9 protein-coding genes are annotated in these 18,837 nt (G+C 38.4%); 3 read left to right on the forward strand and 6 right to left on the reverse strand.

Features of this window, described 5'->3' with window-relative positions; translation table 11 throughout:
• Window positions 1-7: 7 nt before the first annotated feature.
• The 6 genes from RWM06_RS04475 to RWM06_RS04500 all read right to left on the reverse strand — a co-directional run bounded on the left by RWM06_RS04475 (window position 8) and on the right by RWM06_RS04500 (window position 15,953).
• A complete protein-coding gene (locus tag RWM06_RS04475) occupies window positions 8-6,520 on the reverse strand; it encodes a ZmpA/ZmpB/ZmpC family metallo-endopeptidase (protein ID WP_313970244.1) in 6,513 nt (2,170 codons plus the stop codon).
• Between the two features lie 238 nt (window positions 6,521-6,758).
• Complete coding sequence (locus RWM06_RS04480) at window positions 6,759-7,937, reverse strand: hypothetical protein (RefSeq protein WP_313970245.1); 1,179 nt, start codon at window positions 7,935-7,937, stop codon at window positions 6,759-6,761.
• A 17-nt stretch (window positions 7,938-7,954) separates the two neighbouring features.
• On the reverse strand, window positions 7,955-11,605 hold the full coding sequence (gene addA / locus RWM06_RS04485) for a helicase-exonuclease AddAB subunit AddA (RefSeq protein ID WP_313970246.1): 3,651 nt from the start codon (window positions 11,603-11,605) through the stop codon (window positions 7,955-7,957).
• Window positions 11,602-14,877, reverse strand: coding sequence for an ATP-dependent nuclease subunit B (gene rexB, locus RWM06_RS04490; protein WP_313970247.1), 3,276 nt, complete (start codon window positions 14,875-14,877; stop codon window positions 11,602-11,604). Before rexB ends, addA begins: the two co-directional genes overlap by 4 nt.
• 129 nt (window positions 14,878-15,006) lie before the next feature.
• Window positions 15,007-15,678 (reverse strand): CPBP family intramembrane glutamic endopeptidase, encoded by a 672-nt coding sequence (locus tag RWM06_RS04495; RefSeq protein ID WP_313970248.1) that lies wholly within the window; start codon window positions 15,676-15,678, stop codon window positions 15,007-15,009.
• A 53-nt stretch (window positions 15,679-15,731) separates the two neighbouring features.
• A complete protein-coding gene (locus RWM06_RS04500; RefSeq protein ID WP_313970249.1) occupies window positions 15,732-15,953 on the reverse strand; it encodes a hypothetical protein in 222 nt (73 codons plus the stop codon).
• Between the two features lie 270 nt (window positions 15,954-16,223).
• Between RWM06_RS04500 and RWM06_RS04505 the strand changes: the two genes are divergently transcribed.
• The 3 genes from RWM06_RS04505 to RWM06_RS04515 form a co-directional block, all read left to right on the forward strand.
• Window positions 16,224-17,033 (forward strand): Cof-type HAD-IIB family hydrolase, encoded by an 810-nt coding sequence (locus RWM06_RS04505; protein WP_313970250.1) that lies wholly within the window; start codon window positions 16,224-16,226, stop codon window positions 17,031-17,033.
• A gap of 141 nt (window positions 17,034-17,174) precedes the next feature.
• Entirely contained in the window at window positions 17,175-18,083 is a 909-nt protein-coding gene (locus RWM06_RS04510; RefSeq protein WP_313970251.1) for an ATP-binding cassette domain-containing protein, read from the forward strand.
• A gap of 10 nt (window positions 18,084-18,093) precedes the next feature.
• A partial coding sequence (locus RWM06_RS04515; protein WP_313970252.1) for an ABC transporter permease occupies window positions 18,094-18,837 on the forward strand: 744 nt, incomplete at its 3' end.

An 18,837-nucleotide genomic window follows, 5' to 3' on the forward strand; every position in this document is an offset into this window, starting at 1 on the left:
GCAAATATTATTTTTTATTCTCAAAAATTGAATTTCTAAAATCATTCGTTTGATCGAGATAAGCTTTATATATTGCCTGTTTAAGTTTATGAACTCTACTTCTTTCTGGATATATATTCACAAGATAATCCTCAGCATCTTCATTGACAGCAGTAGTCATCATTCTTTGAAGCGCATTTATATTTGTTATTGTCACTCTATCTTTTCTGAACCAATCTCCATTTGGGTTAATGAAGCTAATGCTCATTAATTTATTAAATTTAGCTATTCGCTCATTATACATTGCTTTTTTGAAATCAATCCATGATTTATATTCATTATTAAACACTTTCTTAAGCACTAAATCATCAGTTACATTACCGATTTTTTTACCATATGATGTAATAACGTCACCATTTGCTTTTGCTTCTTCTGCGAATTGATTAGAAATATATGGTACCATTCCATCTTTAAAACCTTTTGCAGCTAACAACTCGAACGCCATACGACGTCCCATTAAATCACCCGGAGTTCCTTTATCATTACTTAGAGCAGAATATATTGGTGAAAATAGTTTAATTGTATAATAGCCATTTCGTTTAAAGGTATTATCATTGTCATTTTCATATCCTCTTCTTGTAATAACATCATTTTCAATTAGACTATTAAATGTCGTTAATTTGCTAAGTTCACTATCATTTAAGTAACGAATAACATTAGTTGCATATACTTTACTTCCGTCTGGATCCAGTTCAAATTTATTTTCTATTTTTCTCAACAAGTCATTTTTCTTAGAAATATCTAAGTTAACAACTGCATTACCTTCTAGATATTCTAGCATATAAATTACATCAAACAGATTATGCATATATCTTTGCAAGTCTTCTGCATTATTAAATCGTTTTGTAGGATCTTTTACCTGAAGTCTAGTTGGATCTTCTGATTCTTCATATTTCAATATAGAGTTAATCGTAATAGTAGGATCATTTGGATGATCAGGAGCTTGTAACAATCCTTTAGCATAAAACTCTGGTCCAAGTCCATTTCGTCTTCCATAGCCTCCAAGATAAATTTCTCGATCTGAGTTATGTGTCATTTCATGTGTATAAGTTACCGCACCATCTTTATCAAGCATACGATATGCCATATAATAGAATGCATCCCCTGTAGCGTAGGCTCCATTAGAATTATGAACAACATTATTTCCAGCTGGACCGAAGAAATGTTTTATCGCTGGATGATTAGTTTCAAAATTAGCTTGGTATGTATCTTTATCTACTTTTTCATCTGTACCAAATCTAAATGCATCATAGACTAGAACACTTCTATACAATTTTTCTTTATTTTTATCATCTAGTATTTTATACCAGTAATCATAGTGATCTCTAAATCTAACAGCCGCTTCTTTTGCTTTTGTCTCAACATAGTCATTTAAATTAGTTCCTGCTGGATGTTCTTTACTTCTATATCTATCATAAGCACCAAATCCTATAGTCGAAATGTTCGCTATAATAAACACCGATTTTTCAGGTAATGTTAATAGCGGCAAGACCATACTTGGGTATTTCCAAGATGGGCTAGTTAATCTATCATAAACCCCTATAGATTGCGGAGTACCTGCTTTTGATTGTTTTTCGCTAACTTCTGGAATAGAAGATTTTTCTTCTACTATATAGGCTTTAGTTTGTTCTTTAAACCACTCATTATTTGTTTTATCTGGTACAAAAGCTTTTCTATATTTTTCTAATGCATCAAATAAATTATTAGTTTTATAATTTTTCGCTAATAAAACGTTATAAGTTATAACATTATTTTTCGCTAGTAAATTATTATATCCAGATTTACCTAGCTCGATAACATTATCTAACGCTGAACTATTTGATTTACCGAAGAAATCCAAGTGATACATAACTAAATCTTTTGCTTTTGTTTCACCATATTTGAAATTGTACCAACGCTCTAAGTATGTTAATCCTAGAAGTAAAGCTTCTTTATTATTTTTAATTTTCTCGATTACATAATTATCTATTATCTTATTATTATTTTCAGCTATTGCAGCATCTGCAGTAAGAAGTTTTGTTAAACTGTCTCTCAAATCACGTTTAGTAGTATTGAATTGTTCTTCTAAATATAACTCTGTTAAACTAACATCCTTAGAAACATCTAATACTTTTCTAATTGCCTCTGATTTATATTCTACACTATTTAATGCTGGTAATACTTTTTCCAAAATATTATCATAATTGCGAAGTAATGTATTCGGTGTATAAATTAAATTTGTATTGCCTATTCTATACTCTGCTACATTTGAAAAATCACTTTGATATTCTAAATTTATCGTTTCTGATGTATTGTCCGTGTAATATAGTAGTAGCTTATTTATACTTGATTTGTCTTTGTTAATATCACTTATTACTTCTTTATCTTTCATAGGAACTACTGATAATAATTCCTTATTGTAAAGATTACTACTTGCCTCTACTAAATTTCCGTACTTAACTATTGTTTCTCTATTATAAAATGGTAATAGTTTTTCTATATTTTTATATACTTTTTCTTTAGATGAAACGGCATTTTCAAGATTTCTATAGTCAGTTACATATCTAGAAGAGAAATTAAAGTCTTCTGTTTTAATAGTATTTTTAGTAACAAAAGCAGATTTTTTCTCTTTAATCTGTGCATCTTCTAATACTTCTCCTCTTTGAACAGTAGAATCCTTAGTTAAGATTTCATCATCTTCTGCTACTACGTTCACAACCTTATTATTTTTGTTGCTATATACATGATTTGCTTTCATGTTAGTGAAATCTTTTCCAGTTATTGCATTACCGTTCGTAACATTAACGTCGCTTAGCACATTAGATAGTTGACCAGATTTTTCTAATCCGCCTACTGGGTCCCAAAGATTACCAACTACTCCACCAACGTTTGCAAAACGTTGAACATTATTAAGATTTCCTTCAGCATAGCTATTACTAATTAGCGCACTATCTTCTACTGCACCAGCTATTCCACCAATAGACTGGTCTCCTTGTGTAGCATTTGAAGCCAAATCTATTGATGCTATTGATTTATCAATCAAACCACTCGGACCAGAAAGTTTACCTACTAAACCTCCTATCTGATAACTAGCAACTGTTTTATATGTATTAGTTATTCTACCTGTATAGCTACTGTTAGAAATAGTAGAATTATTAACTTGTGATACTAATCCTCCAATTTCATGCTCACCAGCTATCGCTCCATCAGCATGAACATTACTAATTGCAGTTCTATTTTTCGCTTCTTTTGCAAGTGTTGCAGCATCTTCTTTTGATGAAATATTGGCATCTTTTAGTGAAATATCTTTTACTGTAGCGCTATTTAGCACATTAAACAGTGGTTTTTTCAGGTTATATATAGCGTAATACTTATTATTATTTTGCCCTATTAATGTTCCATGAAATTCATTTTTCACATAACTTTCTTGACCATCTGGAAGTTCAAGTTCACGAGCATCCATAGTTGCACCTAAACGGAATGTGCCATTAGGAGTGTTATTCATTGCATCTACTAAATTTTTAAATGATGTATAGACACCAGTTTCACTTTGCTGAGTTTTTGGTAAATAGTATGTATAATTTTCTAGTACATTATTATTTTCATGCTGTATCAGATTATTTGCACTTGCTACTATTTTATAAACATCTCTATTATCTTTATTAGCATTAGTAATACTTGTAACTGGTAGCATCACATCTTTAAAATTCTCTGATTTAACTTTCATGAAGTAATTTTGTGGAGCATTTGGCACAGAATCTAATGAAGTAACATGACGATACTTATCACCTTCTTTAGAATATAGTTCAACAGAAGTTATATTTCTAAGTTCCAATTTCTTAATAACTTCTTCTTTAATATCGTCTTTTTTCTCATCTTTATGACGATAAAGTTTATCGTATACTGGTGGAATTTCATTACCTGCTATAATACTCTTAATCCACGCTAATTGTGTAGGAGATAAAATCAATCCGCCTGAGCGATTTTGTGCTCCATTTTGGTGGACACCAATGACTTTACCATTAGCATTAAATATTCCTCCACCACTCATACCAGGATTTCCACCTTGATATTGAACACCGTAGGTGTTGTTCGCATATTCTTGTTCCATTTCTACCGTAGCATCTTTTAAGTGCGTATATTTCCCACCTGGATATCCATGAATATTTAGTTTGTCATTAAGATTTACTTTAGTATAATTTTTAACTAATTCTACATGTTCTCTGCCAGTTGTTTCAGGTAGTTTAATCACTGCTAAATCATAGATAAATCCTTTTGGATAATCTTGTTTATTATAAAAATGGATATCATTAGCAGTAAATCTTCCTTTTCGCCCATCGGGAGTTATCCATTCATATGTATTTTTGGTTTCATCCCCTATGAACTTACCTGTAGTATTATCAGAAGAACTGCTAATAAAATTATGAGCCACTGTTAAAAGTACATTTGGTGCAATAAAAGTAGCTGATCCCACTCCAGTTCCCTTCGTCGAATCTGTAATAAAGGTCATATTAATTAACGCACTAGATTTTTTCTGAATACTCATTTCTTCTGGTGTATTAGTATTTTCATTATTTGGTTTAGTCTCTTCTGTACTTGGTTGTTCAATACTTCCAGAATACTCTCTAGTTGGCTCTACTTTCTCCGGCTCTACTAATGCTCCGGCTTTTACTCCTGTGTACTCTCTTGGCGATTCTACTTTTTCTGGTTCTACTATTGCTCCAGCTTGTACCCCTGTATATTCAGGTAGCGGTGCAACCTGCTCTGGCTCGACTATTGTTCCAGACTGGGTGCCGGTATATTCTGGTTTTTCAGCTGTCTCAGGGGCTACAACAGCTCCCGATTGCTCACCTGTATATTCTGGTAAGGAAGCATGGGTCTCTGGTTCGACGATGGCACTAGACTGAGTCCCCTTGTACTCTGGTTGTGGAGCTACTTGTTCTGGTTCTACTAAAGCTCCAGCTTGCACTCCTGTATATTCCTTCGGTAATTCTACTTTTTCTGATTCTACTAACGCTCCAGCCTGTACTCCTGTATATTCTGGCAGTGGAACTACCTGCTCTGGTTCCACAATAGCTCCCGATTGGACACCCACATATTCAGGTTCAACTGTTTCTGGTTCTACTATGGCTCCTGACTGAACTCCTGTATATTCTCTTGGGGCTTCGACTTTTTCTGGTTCTACTAACGCTCCAGCCTGTACTCCTGTATATTCAGGTTTCTCCATTTTTGCCGCTTCTACTAATGCTCCGGCTTGTACCCCTGTGTATTCTGATAGTGGGGCAGACTGTTCTGGTTTAACAATAGCTCCAGCCTGTACTTCCCCATGTTCTGCATCAGTCTCAGATTGTTCCTTCATTACTTGAGCTTTTTTAGTACCTTTTTCGACTATTCTTAAAACAGGCGAAGTCGTTGAAGTTGAAACGATTTCTCTAGAAACTTCTTCCTTGTTTACAGAGAATATTCTGACAACTTCAACTTTCTTCCCTAACTTACCTTCTTGTTTTACTCTTACAGTTCCTTCAGCTAAATCAGGATTTTCTTGAATTTCTTCTTGAAAATCTATTTTTGTCTCTATAGTTTTCTCACGATATAAGAGTTCAGGTTTGTTCAATTGACCTGATAAAACTTCATCCTGTGGATTTAATGTATTTACCCCAGTCTTTTCTTTTGGAGAAACCTTCTCGTCTTTCTTCGTTTCTAGATTCTTATGTTCTGCTAATTGTGATTGAGAATTTGAAGATTGTTTCTCTTCTTTTGTTGGATTAGTTAATTTAGTAGAAACAGGTTTTTCTTCCTGCATAGTTTGTACTTTTGATGGATTTTCTACAAAATTCGGTGTAACACTATAATCTACCTTTTGTTGATTTGTTGGACTAGATACTGGCTTCTCTTGATTGCTTACTTTAGATTCAGAAGTTATGTTTCCCTCTTTGATATATCCAATATAAGTGTAACCTGAAATATCTTTAGGAAGAGGTAATTTTTCTCCTGAGATTAATTCATAGTCAGTATTGTAATTCAGTAAGAGATTATTTTCTAAAGCATGAGCTGAAACTAAGACACCATTTCCTATTCCTGCAATCAATACTAAATGTAATACTGTTTTATTCTTAACTTTTTTCTTAGAAACGGCAAAAATTAAAATCCCCAGAGCTGCTAAGCTAGCACCAGTAACTAGGGTTTGCATATCATTCTTACTTCCAGTATTTGGTAAGTCTCCCAGTTGATTTTGGGAATTTAATTTATAAACAAGATAATAGGTCTCATCATCATTCTCCACGTATGTCGGAATATCATAGACAAGCTGCTTCTTCTCATCTGATGATAGCTCTGACTCTGTCACATATTTATAGTGAACACCTTTAGTCTCTTGAGCTTCTACAGATGAACTACCTAATACAGACATAAAAAATAAACTTGAAATCGTTGCAGATACAAGTCCTACTGATAATTTTCTAAATGAAAAACGCTGCTGTTTTTCACCAAAATACTTTTCCATTATTCCTCCTTGAAATAAAATTTATATATATTACGAAGACTTTTATTATATTAGTCTATTATCTATAAAAAAGTCAATACACTTTGATTATACTCTTAATTTACAAAAAAGTCTTAAAATTGTGTTACGTTTTCATACTTTGTTTTATATATAAAATACCAAGTAGTAGTTTTGCAACTCCCTATTATTTTTTTGGATAAAATAACACCTACCATGGCATTTCCACGGTAGGTGTTACTTATATCAATAATCGTTCTAAAAATGGTTTGATGCAGTTGAGGAGAATTCCTTCTACCCAGCTTTCCTGTGCTGAGGATAGATGGTCTTCCTGAAGGCTTTCTTTTAGAAAATCTCGAACTTGTTCTGGTGCTATTTCCAACTCAAAGGCTTTCATTTTATAGAAAAAGTCGATGAGATGGTCTGACAGGTATTCAGTTGAAAAAGGCACTTCTCCACTCTTTCGATATGCTAATAAGAGTCGAGCAAATCTGGCTTTTTCTTCAGGAAGCTCACGAAAATAGGAATTGAGGAGCCAGGTCTGCTTCTGCTTTCTTTCAATTGGATCCTGACTAGCTATTCGTTGGTCTTTTTCCAGCTCTTTTTGGTATTGTTTGGCCTTGATAGCCCGTTCTGTCCGATTTTTACCAAAAAGTATTTTCTCCCACTTGCGTTCTTCTTGGGTCAAGGTCTCTGTAAAGCCAAAGTAATCTTGATAGGCACGCTCTGCTGGGCCCATGGCTAGAACTAGATTGTCTGCATATTGCTTGGCGATTTTATCTCTCTTTTTGCGCTCTTTCTCTGCCTGGATACGGAGTTCCTGTTCGTAGTCAATTTTCTCCTTGCCTAGCTTGACAAGGTAGAGTTGGTCATCTGGTTTCCCAAGTAAAAAGGGCTTGATACACTTTTCAAGAATTTCCTCCATACGAGCCTTCTTCTTAGGCTCTGCCTTGGTCCAACTTCCTCCTTGAAAGACTTCTAGGAAGAGCTGGTAGTCTCTCTCAGGTGAGAACTGATTGCCACGATTGGGTTTAAAAACACCTTTTTCCCAGAGCCACTTTAGAAGACGCTCGTCAAAGTCACTTTTATTGACCTTGATTTTTTCCTTTTTCTGGGCTTTTCTGGTTAGATTTTCAACCTTTCTGAGTAGTTTTTCCTCCTCTTCCAGTTGCTGGTCAAGGGTCAATCGATGAAAGTGTCTGACGCAGTCGCTACCTATAGGAAATAGTCGTTGACCAGTCACTCCGTTAAAGAGTTCGTAGGCGTATTTGATAGCATTCCCACAGACACAATTGCTACGGCCTATACCATTAAAAATCAAGGAAACTTCATTCCATTCCTTGGTAGCTTGTTCCCAAGTATCAGCTTTTGAAGCCTGTAAAACCGCATCGTGCAGGGATTTTCTAACTTGAAGTGTCATGAGGTCTCCTTTCTAGATTATACTTTTACAACTTGAACCTCGTCTTTACCTAGTAATATCAAGTATTTTTCAATATTTTCAATCGAATAGGCTAGAGATAAAGCCTCTCCGTATAGGGCTAACTGACCACGATAACGGTCTACGAGTTGACTTGGTTCATCATAGCGGTCTGTCTTATAGTCGAAAAGCACGATTCTGTCTTCGTAAAGCAGATAGCCGTCCAAGATTCCACGGACAACGAAATCTTCCTGACTCTTTTGGTCTCGTTTGAGCATGGAGAAAGGTTGCTCGCGATAGAGATAGTTGGTATTTGCGAGAATTTCCTGACCGAGTGCTGTGTCAAAGAAAGCTAGAATTTTAGCAAGATTGATCTTGTCTCTGACAGCTGGGCTGGTTTGAACTTGTTTGAGAGTTTCTGTCAGGCTGGCAAGTGTTGGTCGGTGACTGAGATCCATTCTCTGCATGAGTTCGTGGATAGCACTACCAATCTCAGCTCCTGTTATCTTTTCTTTGCTTGAAAAATCTGGCAAATCAAAACTGATTTTCTTGTCTACTGACTGACCTTGACTTGCAATCTCAACACCTTCCATATCCATAACAGGTTCGTAGAATTTCTTGATTTGACTTGGGGTTTGAACACTAGGCAGTTCAATGGCTGCCCGGTGAAGAGTATTATAAACTTCCACCTCTTTTAGCATTTCAAGAGCTTCTTTAATTGTTTCAGACTGGCGATTGTCTGCTTGGGAGCTATCTTGGAGAGGACTTTTGTTTTCCAACTGGCCGATAGCTTCTCTAGTCAGCTGATCTTCACCAACAAAACGATAGCTAAAGCTGAGATTATCCTTGGTAAACACTTTACTGATAGCCCAAAGCCAATCTTGGAAATTCTTGGCTTGGAGTCTAGTACTGCTATCTAGTTTTCCATTTTTAGCTGCTGGGTATTCTTTCGCTTCCAACTTTTCACGAGATCCTTTACCGACAAGATAGAGCTTTTTCTCAGCCCTCGTCATAGCAACATACAGTAGACGCATTTGCTCAGAATAGCTTGCCAGCTGAAATTCCTCTTCATTCTGCATATAGGTCAGGCTAGGAATGGAGAGTTTGATGGTTTTAGGATAGTGATCTTCAACTGCTCCCGTCTCCATCTTGGCAATATATTTGACACCTAGTCCATTTTTACGACTGAGAATGACTTCTGACATAGAGTCTTGCTTGTTGAAATCTTTATCCATATTGAGGATGAAGACGTAAGGAAACTCTAGCCCTTTACTCTTATGAATGGTCATGAGTTCCACTGCATCTTTTGGCGGTGCAACGGTCACGCTTGCCAAATCGTGCTGGGCTTCTAAGACTTGGTCAATCATACGAATAAAACGCGACAAACCTTTGAAATTGCTCTTTTCAAATTGGTCAGCACGCAGTGCTAGGGCATAGAGATTGGCCTGTCTAGCAGGACCATTTGGCAAAGCACCCACATAATCATAATAAAAACGGTCGTTGTAAATCTTCCAAATCAGGTCATAGAGGGAGTGTGTTTTGGTATACAAGCGCCAAGAATCAAGAATAGTCATGAATTGCTTTAGTTTTTCAGCTAGAGCTGTGTGAATCAAGCCTTTTTGACTACTTGACAGTTTTTGTGCATTGACCAGTTTCTCATAGAGATTTTCTTGGATTTTATACTCTGCTTTCTGAAGAGACAAACGTGCTAACTCATCCTCGTCAAAACCAAACATTGGAGACTTCATAAGGGCAACCAAGGCATAGTCTTGCAGGGGATTGTGAATGACACGAAGGGTGTCTAGCATGACTTGCACTTCTAGGGATTGGAGATAATTGTTCTGCTCTCCGTCAGTTTTGACAGGAATTCCATACTCAGAAAGGGCGAGAAGAATCTGGTCATTACGACTGCGACTGGAGGTCAGAAGGGCAATTTCTTTAAAGGTAACACCTTGTTCCTTATGGAGTTTCAGAATCTCCTTGATGACTAAGCGCATTTCGCCTGTTAGTTTCGTTTCTGCCTGACCCTCTTCTTCCTCACTTGTGTCGTCCTTATCATAGAGGAGAAATTCTGCCTTGTTGTCTGGATTGGGAGTCAGTTTGGTATTGGCAAAAACAAGCTGGTGCATGTTGTCATAGTTGATTTCGCCGACCTCTTGGTCCATGAGACGTTCAAAGACATCATTGGTTGCTGACAGCACTTCTGAACTACTACGGAAATTTTCCTTGAGGAGAATTAATTTGCCCTCTTTAGGATTTTGTGCATATCGTTGGAATTTTTCATTGAAAATCTGCGGGTCTGCCTGACGGAAACGATAGATAGATTGCTTGATATCTCCCACCATAAAGCGATTGTGACCATTCGACAGCAATTCCAACATCCGTTCTTGAATGTGGTTGGTATCCTGATACTCATCGACCATGACTTCGTGGAAGCGCTCCTGATAAGCCTCACGGACTTGCGGGAATTTCTCTAAAATCTCAATGGTGTAATGGCTGATATCAGCAAATTCAAAGGCATTTTCCTGTCGTTTTCTCTGACGATAAGCCTCCACAAAATCATCCATGAAGGTTTGGAAAGTCTTAGCTAGTTCCCAGGTATCCCCATGATAACGTTCTTGATAGTCAAGAATGGTTATCTGGTCTGACAGTTGTCCTAGTTTAGCAAACTGGGTCTTTCTTTCTTCGTTGTAGACATCCGCCAGCGGCTTCAAATCAGCCTTACGACTGGCATTCGTCAGAGCCCGACCGTTTTTCTCCTTAGAGATGGCGACAACACGCGCAAGCACTGCTTGATAAGCCTGACTATCGGACTTTTGATGTAAGGAGCCAATTTCATCCAGAATCAACTGAACATTTTCTAAATAAGCAGCCTTTGGGAACTCCTTGGCATCATTATCCAGATGATAACGGAAAAAGCTTTCCAAATCCCAAAGGGCTCGCTGGATTTGTGTGGTCAGTTTTTCTTTTTCACTGGTAAAATCAGCTTTTTCAAAGCCTTTGAGGAAAGATTCACTCAGCCATGTTTGAGGATTACTGGTGGATTGGAGGAAGTCATAGATTTTATAGACCTGCTGGCGTAGACCACGTTCATCTTTTCCACGTCCAGCAAAGTTTTTCAGCAAATGACTAAACTTCTCTTTCTGTTTACCTTGGTAATGCGCTTCAAATACCTCATGAAAGACTTCATTTTTTAGAAGAAGTTGCTCGCTCTGGTTTTGTAAAATACGGAAATTAGGCGCAATATCAATCAGATAGCCATGTTTACCAAGGAATTTTTGTGTGAAAGAGTCCATGGTTCCGATGGCAGCGTTGGGTAGGTCTGCCAACTGGCGACCCAAGTGTTGTTTGAGGTCAACGTCATCGCTTTCTTGGATTTGTTGGCTGATTTTTTTCTCCAAACGTTCCTTAAGCTCTGTGGCAGCCTTGACGGTAAAGGTTGAGATAAAGAGTTGAGAAATTTCGACACCACGCGCTAACTGGTCCAGAATACGCTCGGCCATGACAAAGGTTTTACCAGAACCAGCCGACGCTGAGACAAGGATATTCTGAGCAGAAGTATAGATGGCTTCGATTTGCTCGGCAGTTTTCTTTTGTTCCTTGCTCGAGTGCGCTTCTGCTTCTTGCAGTTTTTGAATCTCCTCCTCACTTAAAAAGGGAATGGGCTTCATCGGTTCAACTCCTCTCTTATTTTTTCAAACCAAGCTTGCTTGAGTTTTTCTCCGACCAGACGCTTACCATCAGCTAGGTCTAACTTCTCTAAGAAACGGGCTTGACCCAAGTGGTAATTTGCTTCAAATCCAGTAATAGCCTGATGTTGCTGGACGTATGGGGCAATGCTTCTGCCGTTTTCGGTATAAGGATTGATGGCGAACCGGCCTGCTAAAATCTTCTCAGCTGCCTTCTTGTACAGATGTGTATTGTAGTCCAGTAAGAGCTGGAATTCCTCATCTGTCAGCTGATTAGTCTTATTTTTGTTGTAAAATTCGCCCAAATGACTGCTTTCTTTTTCCAAGAAGAGCCCTTGGTATTTCATAGATTTGCTGGCTTCTACCACTGCTCCTGCCAGACTTTTTACCGCCATCAGAGATTGAACAGGTTCAGCCATTTCCAAGTACATGGCGCCGAAAAAGTTCTGCTCCCCTTCTCTTTTTAGGGCAGCAAGATAGGTTGGTAACTGGGAATTGAGTCCATTAAAGAAATGAGGAAACTGGAACTGAGTTAGACTAGACTTGTAGTCTACTACTCCTATCGCTCCATCAGCTTTCAAACGGTCAATCCGGTCCACCTTACCTCGTACAAAGACACTGCGTCCATTGTCCAATTGAATAAAGGCTTGCTCTTTCCCACCGAAATTCGCCTCTTCTTTGATGGTTTCAATAGCTGGATTGTGTCGGAGAATGTGGCCAGTCGTCCGTGCAACATCAAGCAGAATTTCCTTGGTAAACTGGGCTTCCAAACTTTCTTGATAAATAGCTTCAAATTCGCGTTCTTGACTGGTTTCTTGAATAGCTTGTTCTAGACGGTGGTCAAAGGAATCTTCGTCAGGCAACTGCAAGGCACGTTCAAAAATACGGTGCAAGAAATTTCCGTGACTACGGGCATCTGGACGCAAACGTAATTCCTCTTGCAAGCCTAAAACGTAGCGGAGGAAATAACTGTATTGGTTCCGGTAAAACTCCGTCAAACCAGAGGTAGACAGGTAAAACTCCTGATCAGTAGGATAGAGAGCTTGTAAGGTATCCTTAGCCAACTGCTTACAACTTGGACTGCTTGGGAGGGCAGGATTTTCCAAACCTTGCTGGTCTAGTTTTTTACCCATGACACGCGCCAGAACCTTAACAAATGTCAAATCTTGCTCCCTATCGCTCATCTCACCCTGCTGGTGATAGGCAACCAGACTAGACAAAAGACTGTGATATGACCCCATATCCTCCTTAGATAGCCCTTTGTGACTCATCCTCTTCTCTTTCCTGCTAAATCCAAAATGGACCAGCTCTTGAAGATAGGTTGATTCTTTACTTTCACTTTCATTAAAAAGGCTTGGAGCCGACAAGACCAACTGCTTACGAGCAGAATTGACCAAGGAAAGCATGGTATAGCGATTTTTCTTGAGATTCTCACTGCTGGCAATCAGCAATTGGCTCCCCTCTTCTGTCGCTTGGTTTAAGCTTTGTCTTTCTTCATCTGTCAAAAGACTGGTATTTTGCGCGATTTTTGGTAAATTGTCCTGAGTTAGCCCAATGGCGTAGACAAAGTCAGCAGTCAGTGGTGCAATCAAATCGTAACTCTGCACCAGAACGGTATCCACTGTCGCTGGAATGGTGCGATACTGAGACAAACTCATTCCAGAATGGAGCAAGGCTAGGAAGTCCTCTAGACTAACTTGTGAACCAGCAAAAACAGTCGCAAATTGTTCTAAAACATGACAGAAAGCCTTCCAAACTTCGGCCTGTCTTTCCTGTTCTACAGCTTCCATAGTGGCTGTCAAATCTTGCAACTGCTTGGTTACAGCTCCTTCTTTTAGAAAGCTATTCCACTTTTGCAAGAGATTTTCAGCCTTTTGTTTTCGGCTAGCAAAAAGAGTCTCAAGAGGGGTTAAAACACGCAGACGAAGAGCATTTAAACGTTCCAGATTAAATTTTCCGTGGTGGGATTTGGTGAAGGTTTGCTGAAAGGATGGCAAGCCATTGATACCAAGATAACGGATATATTGCTCAAAAGCATCAATATCAGCTTGACTAAGGTCGGTATACAAACCTGTTCTAAGAAGGTTTATCAAATCCTCCTGACGGAAACGATAGCGTTTTAAAGCCAAGATAGACTCGACAAACTGTGTCAAGGGATGATGCGCCATGGATTCGCTTTTACCTAGGTAGAAAGGAATCTGATACTGGTCAAAAATAGTTTTAAGAGATAACTGGTAAGAAGCTACGTCTCCTAAGAGAATACGAAAATGCTTGTAACTCAGGTCTGGATTGGCATGTAATTTCTGACGGATGCTACGGGCTACCAACTCCAACTCCTCCTTTTGCGTCAAACAAGACCAGATTTGTAAGTTTTCACGGTCCTTCTCATCGACATCCAAAGCGAGTTCTGAAAAGTCATAAGAAGACTCCAGCAAACGAGAGGCCTTGTCAAAGCTATCCATCTTCTCATGAGTTTGAGAATAGTCCTGAGCAGGAGTTTGGTATTTAGAGGCCAGATGATGGAGAAACTCCACACTGGCTTGATAGAGATTGCCTTCAGCGAATGGACTGGTATAAGCTTTCTTACTAGCATAAGCCCCAATGACAATCTCAACACCCTTGCCATGAAGTAAGTCCACAATCCGCTCTTCCTCAGCAGAAAAACGGGTAAATCCATCAATAACCAAGGCGATTTGAGTAAAATCACTACTTACCTTGTCATTCTCAATAGCTTCAATCAAATGGGACAACTGACTTCCCTGAGCCAACTGACCTTGATTGAGATAGGCAGTTACTTTCTCAAAAATCAAGAGTAAATCGGCTCTCTTGTCCTCATCCGTCAAACTCTCCAAGTCCAAAAAACTCATTTGAGCAGTCGTCATCTCGTGATAAAGATCAATCAACTGCTGGATAAATTGAGGATCCTGCTTGATAGCTCCATAAACACGTAAATCCTTAGGATCAGGGTCGGCAAGACATTTATAAAAGGCCATCCCAAGACCGATGTCATCAAGACTGGTCTTAGCCGGCAAATCATTCAAAATCAGGTAACGAGCCATTTGAGTAAAGCGCGTGACGGTAATCGCAAAAGAAGCCTGCTGGGACAAGCATTCCAGCACGGCGCGTTCCTTTTCAAAAGAAAGAGAGTTGGGAGCGATGTAGAAGACTCGCTTGCCAGCAGCAACTAGCTCTTCCGCCTCTCTGGTTAGAACCTCAGTCAAAGAAGTCCGAATATCAGTATAAAGTAATTTCATCTCTGCCTCGTTGGAATTTTTCATTACCTTATATTATACCATGATTAGCCACCCAAGTCTGAAAATAATCAGTTCTTGCTCATCTATTGAAAAGAAAATGCCGGAAAGTTCCGACATTGTTTTAGTAAGCTAACTTCCTGAAAATAGGAGTAACCACACATTCCAGAAGGCAGTGATATTGATGAAAACATGAACTAGTATTGGATAATAGAGATTTTTAGTCATACGATATAATAGAGCCAAAATAAGACCTCCACTAGCATAAATGAAAAAAGCAAGAGGAGTTAAAACAAAATTGATATGAATATAACCGAAAATAATAGCAGAAAGCAAGACATCTCCGTACCAAGGCGAGTTTTTGAAAAAGGTTGTCATAAGCACACCGCGATAAATCAACTCCTCAGTAATAGGGGAGATGAAGCAAACGATGAGCAAGAAATAGGGTAACTCCTGTCGTCCCATCATTTCTACCGTTTCATTCAAAGAAATTTGATTTGAAGACGGAGATATGAAATACGAAAAGAGAAAGTCAGACATATACAAGGTGATGTAACCCAGTAAAAGGTAGATAAAGTACCTCAACTCCCACTTGAAATGAAACGTCTTCTTTCCTGCAAAAACTAGTAGGTAGATGACTGCTGACAAAAGAACTCCACTCTCCATCAAAAGCAAAATCTGAAAAAACTCACGACTTGCTGGTAGATAGGGCTTTGCGAGGTGGTTGAAAAGCCTCCAAAACCAAGTTGATTTATAAAAAATTAAGGACAATGCTAGTAAAATTTGAATAGCCCGTTTTTTCATATTAAATTCTCTGCTTTCTCCCCTTGTTTCTTCATGTTCCTAATAAATTTTACTTAAAATCTCGCAGCACTTCCTTTGCAAAGATGATTACCTCCTCCAATATATCCTAAATCATAGGTTCCTCTGGGACAAAATCCATGAATCGGCATAATTAATACTGGTTCCATTTGCCAAGCATAATAACCATTAGGTTCTTTACCATAGGAATCTGCTCCACCTTGTATCAGCTCTAATTCTTCATTTGTTAGATTTATATTTTTTGTCATTAAAATCATGATATATTTCCTCCGTTATTGTTTAGATTAGTTGAGTAATCTGATACTCATACCTACTTACAAAAAAACTATTTTAAGCTAGTTTTTTTATGCTTGTCTAGTTGCAACATTGACAAGTTTAGTATAGCATATCTTTTCCAAATATCCTCTTCAAATCATAAATTGACATCAAAACATCCTGAACTGTAAAATCAATTAGTCCCTACCCTTTTACCATTATCTTCTCCAAAATATGCTATAATAATACCAAAAGATAAAGAAGGAAAACCTATGATTAAACTACTAGCCTTGGATATGGACGGAACCCTCCTCAATGAAGCCAAGGAAATCCCACAAGCTCACATCACTGCTATTCACCAAGCTATTGAAAAAGGTGTCAAACTAGTTCTCTGTACGGGTCGCCCGCTTTTCGGTGTCCTCCCCTACTATAAAAAATTGGGACTTGACCTCCAGAATGAGTATGTGATTGTTAACAACGGTTGCTCAACTCACCAGACAAGTGACTGGGGGCTGGTTGACTGGCAAGAACTGAGTCCAGCTGATATCGAATATCTCTATGACCTTGCTGAAAAAAGTGATGTTCAGTTGACTCTTTTTGATGAGGAACATTATTTTGTCCTCGGTGGCAAGCCAAATCAAGTCATCCAAAACGATGCAAAGTTAGTCTTTTCAGCCCTGACTGAAATTTCCCTTGAGGCAGCTACCAGTGGCAAGTACCGTATGTTCCAAGGGATGTTTTTGGGGACAGAGAGCCAAACAGATGATTTTGAAGAGCGTTTTGCTGGGGAACTTTGCCAACGATTCAGTGGAGTTCGTTCGCAGCCTGTTATTTATGAAGCCATGCCACTTGGAACGACAAAGGCTACTGCTCTTTCTCGACTAGCAGAGATTTTGAAGATTGCTCCATCAGAAATTATGGCCATGGGCGACGCCAATAACGATATCGAAATGCTCCAGTTTGCAGGACTTGGCATTGCAATGGGAAATGCCAGCGATTATGTCAAATCCCTAGCTGATGACCTTACAGCCAGCAACGAAGAAGACGGCGTTGCGCGTGCCATTGAGAAATATATTTTATAATTAAGAAGCCCAGTTCATGTCAACTGGGTTTTGATATTTAAGAATTCCTAAAACTTTAGAAACTCTTTAGAAATCCTTGAGCTTTCTTTGATTTCTATGCTTTATACTAAAGTTATCAAAATAAATCAAAAGGAGAGAATCATGAAAACAGTACTCGACATTCATGGATTGTCCAAAAACTTTGACAAACAAGCTATTCTTCAGGATCTTCATCTAACGATAAGAGAGGGAGATATTTATGGACTTATCGGGAAGAACGGAGCTGGGAAAACCACCTTAATCAAAATCATTACGCAACTACTGTTTGCAGATAAAGGAACTGTTTCCCTCTTTTCTAGTCAATCGGAAAATGAGTGGACCAAGGCCCTATCTCGAGTAGGTTCAGTGATCGAATCACCCGTAGCTCATAATCACTTAACAGCCTACCAAAATCTGAAATATTATTGTATGATTCGGCATATTCCAAATGCTGATCAAGTCATTCGAGAAACGCTGGACTATGTAGGTTTGCCAGATACAGGTAAGAAAGTCTTTCGTGATTTCTCGCTAGGAATGAAACAAAGACTTGGAATCGCCATTGCCCTCCTATCCAAACCAGACTTCCTAATCTTAGACGAGCCTATCAACGGTCTCGACCCAATCGGTATCAAAGAATTTCGTCTGATGATTCAACGCCTCAATCAAGAACAAGGGATCACCATTCTCATCTCTAGCCATATCTTGTCAGAACTCTATCTCCTAGCTAATCGCTTTGGTATTTTAGATCAAGGAAAGATTATCCGTGAAATCAGCAAAGCTGAATTTGAAACACTAAGTGAGGATTATATTGTGCTTAAGACAGCCGACCAAGAGAAAGCTTGTCAAGTATTGAAAGAACAAATCCAGCTCCAGTTCAAGGTTGTCAATCCAGAAAATGAAATCCATATCTTTGGTCAGGAACAAGATGTCAAACAGATTCTCAAGGAATTAACCTTGGCAGATGTTGCCATTGACGAGATTTACTATGCCCGTCAAAACCTAGAAGAATACTTCACTCAATTGGTCCAATAGGAGGAAAATCATGATACATACCATTCAAGCAGACTTTTACCGTCTTTTTCGTTCCAAAGGATTCTGGATTACAGAGTTCATTCTCTTTGCTCTCATGCTAATGGGTGCAAGTATAGGAGCTACGGATCATTTGATGGCAATCCAGACAGAAGAACCAGAAATTCCAACCCATGGTTGGGATGGTATTCAAGCTCTTATCAATGCGTCTAGCAATGATTCAAACCTTGTTTTTCTCTGCATTATTCTAATATGTTTAGTTCTTGGGGTCGATCTAATCGGCAAGCTTTATAAAAATAGTTTGACAGTTGGCGTTTCTCGTACAGAGTTTTTCTTCGCTAAATCCTTTGTACTAGCAAGCATCGCTCTCTTGCAACTCATCGCCAGCCTTGTGATTGCTTTTGTTCCCTCAACTCTACTGAACGGACTTGGTACGATGCCTGATGGTTTTATTGCCAATCTCCTCTTAATGATTTTCCTTCAATTTCTATGCCTACTCGCTTGGCTTTCCATTATTTCCTTTATTCTCTACCTGACTCATTCTTATATTGCAGTATTTATTGGATATTTGGTCAGCTCTATCATCCTTTCTATGCCAATGATCATTTTTCCAAATATCAAATTTTTACTATATTTGCCCTTGCATTTTTCCTATGCTATGACTGCTAATAGTGAATCCATTTTCTATACCCTTATAGTTACCTTAGCTGTTATTGTAATCTTTAATCTAAGTGGACTGGCAGTTTTCAAAAAGAAA

The sequence above is a fragment of the uncultured Streptococcus sp. genome (assembly GCF_963516575.1).
Lineage (GTDB): Bacteria > Bacillota > Bacilli > Lactobacillales > Streptococcaceae > Streptococcus.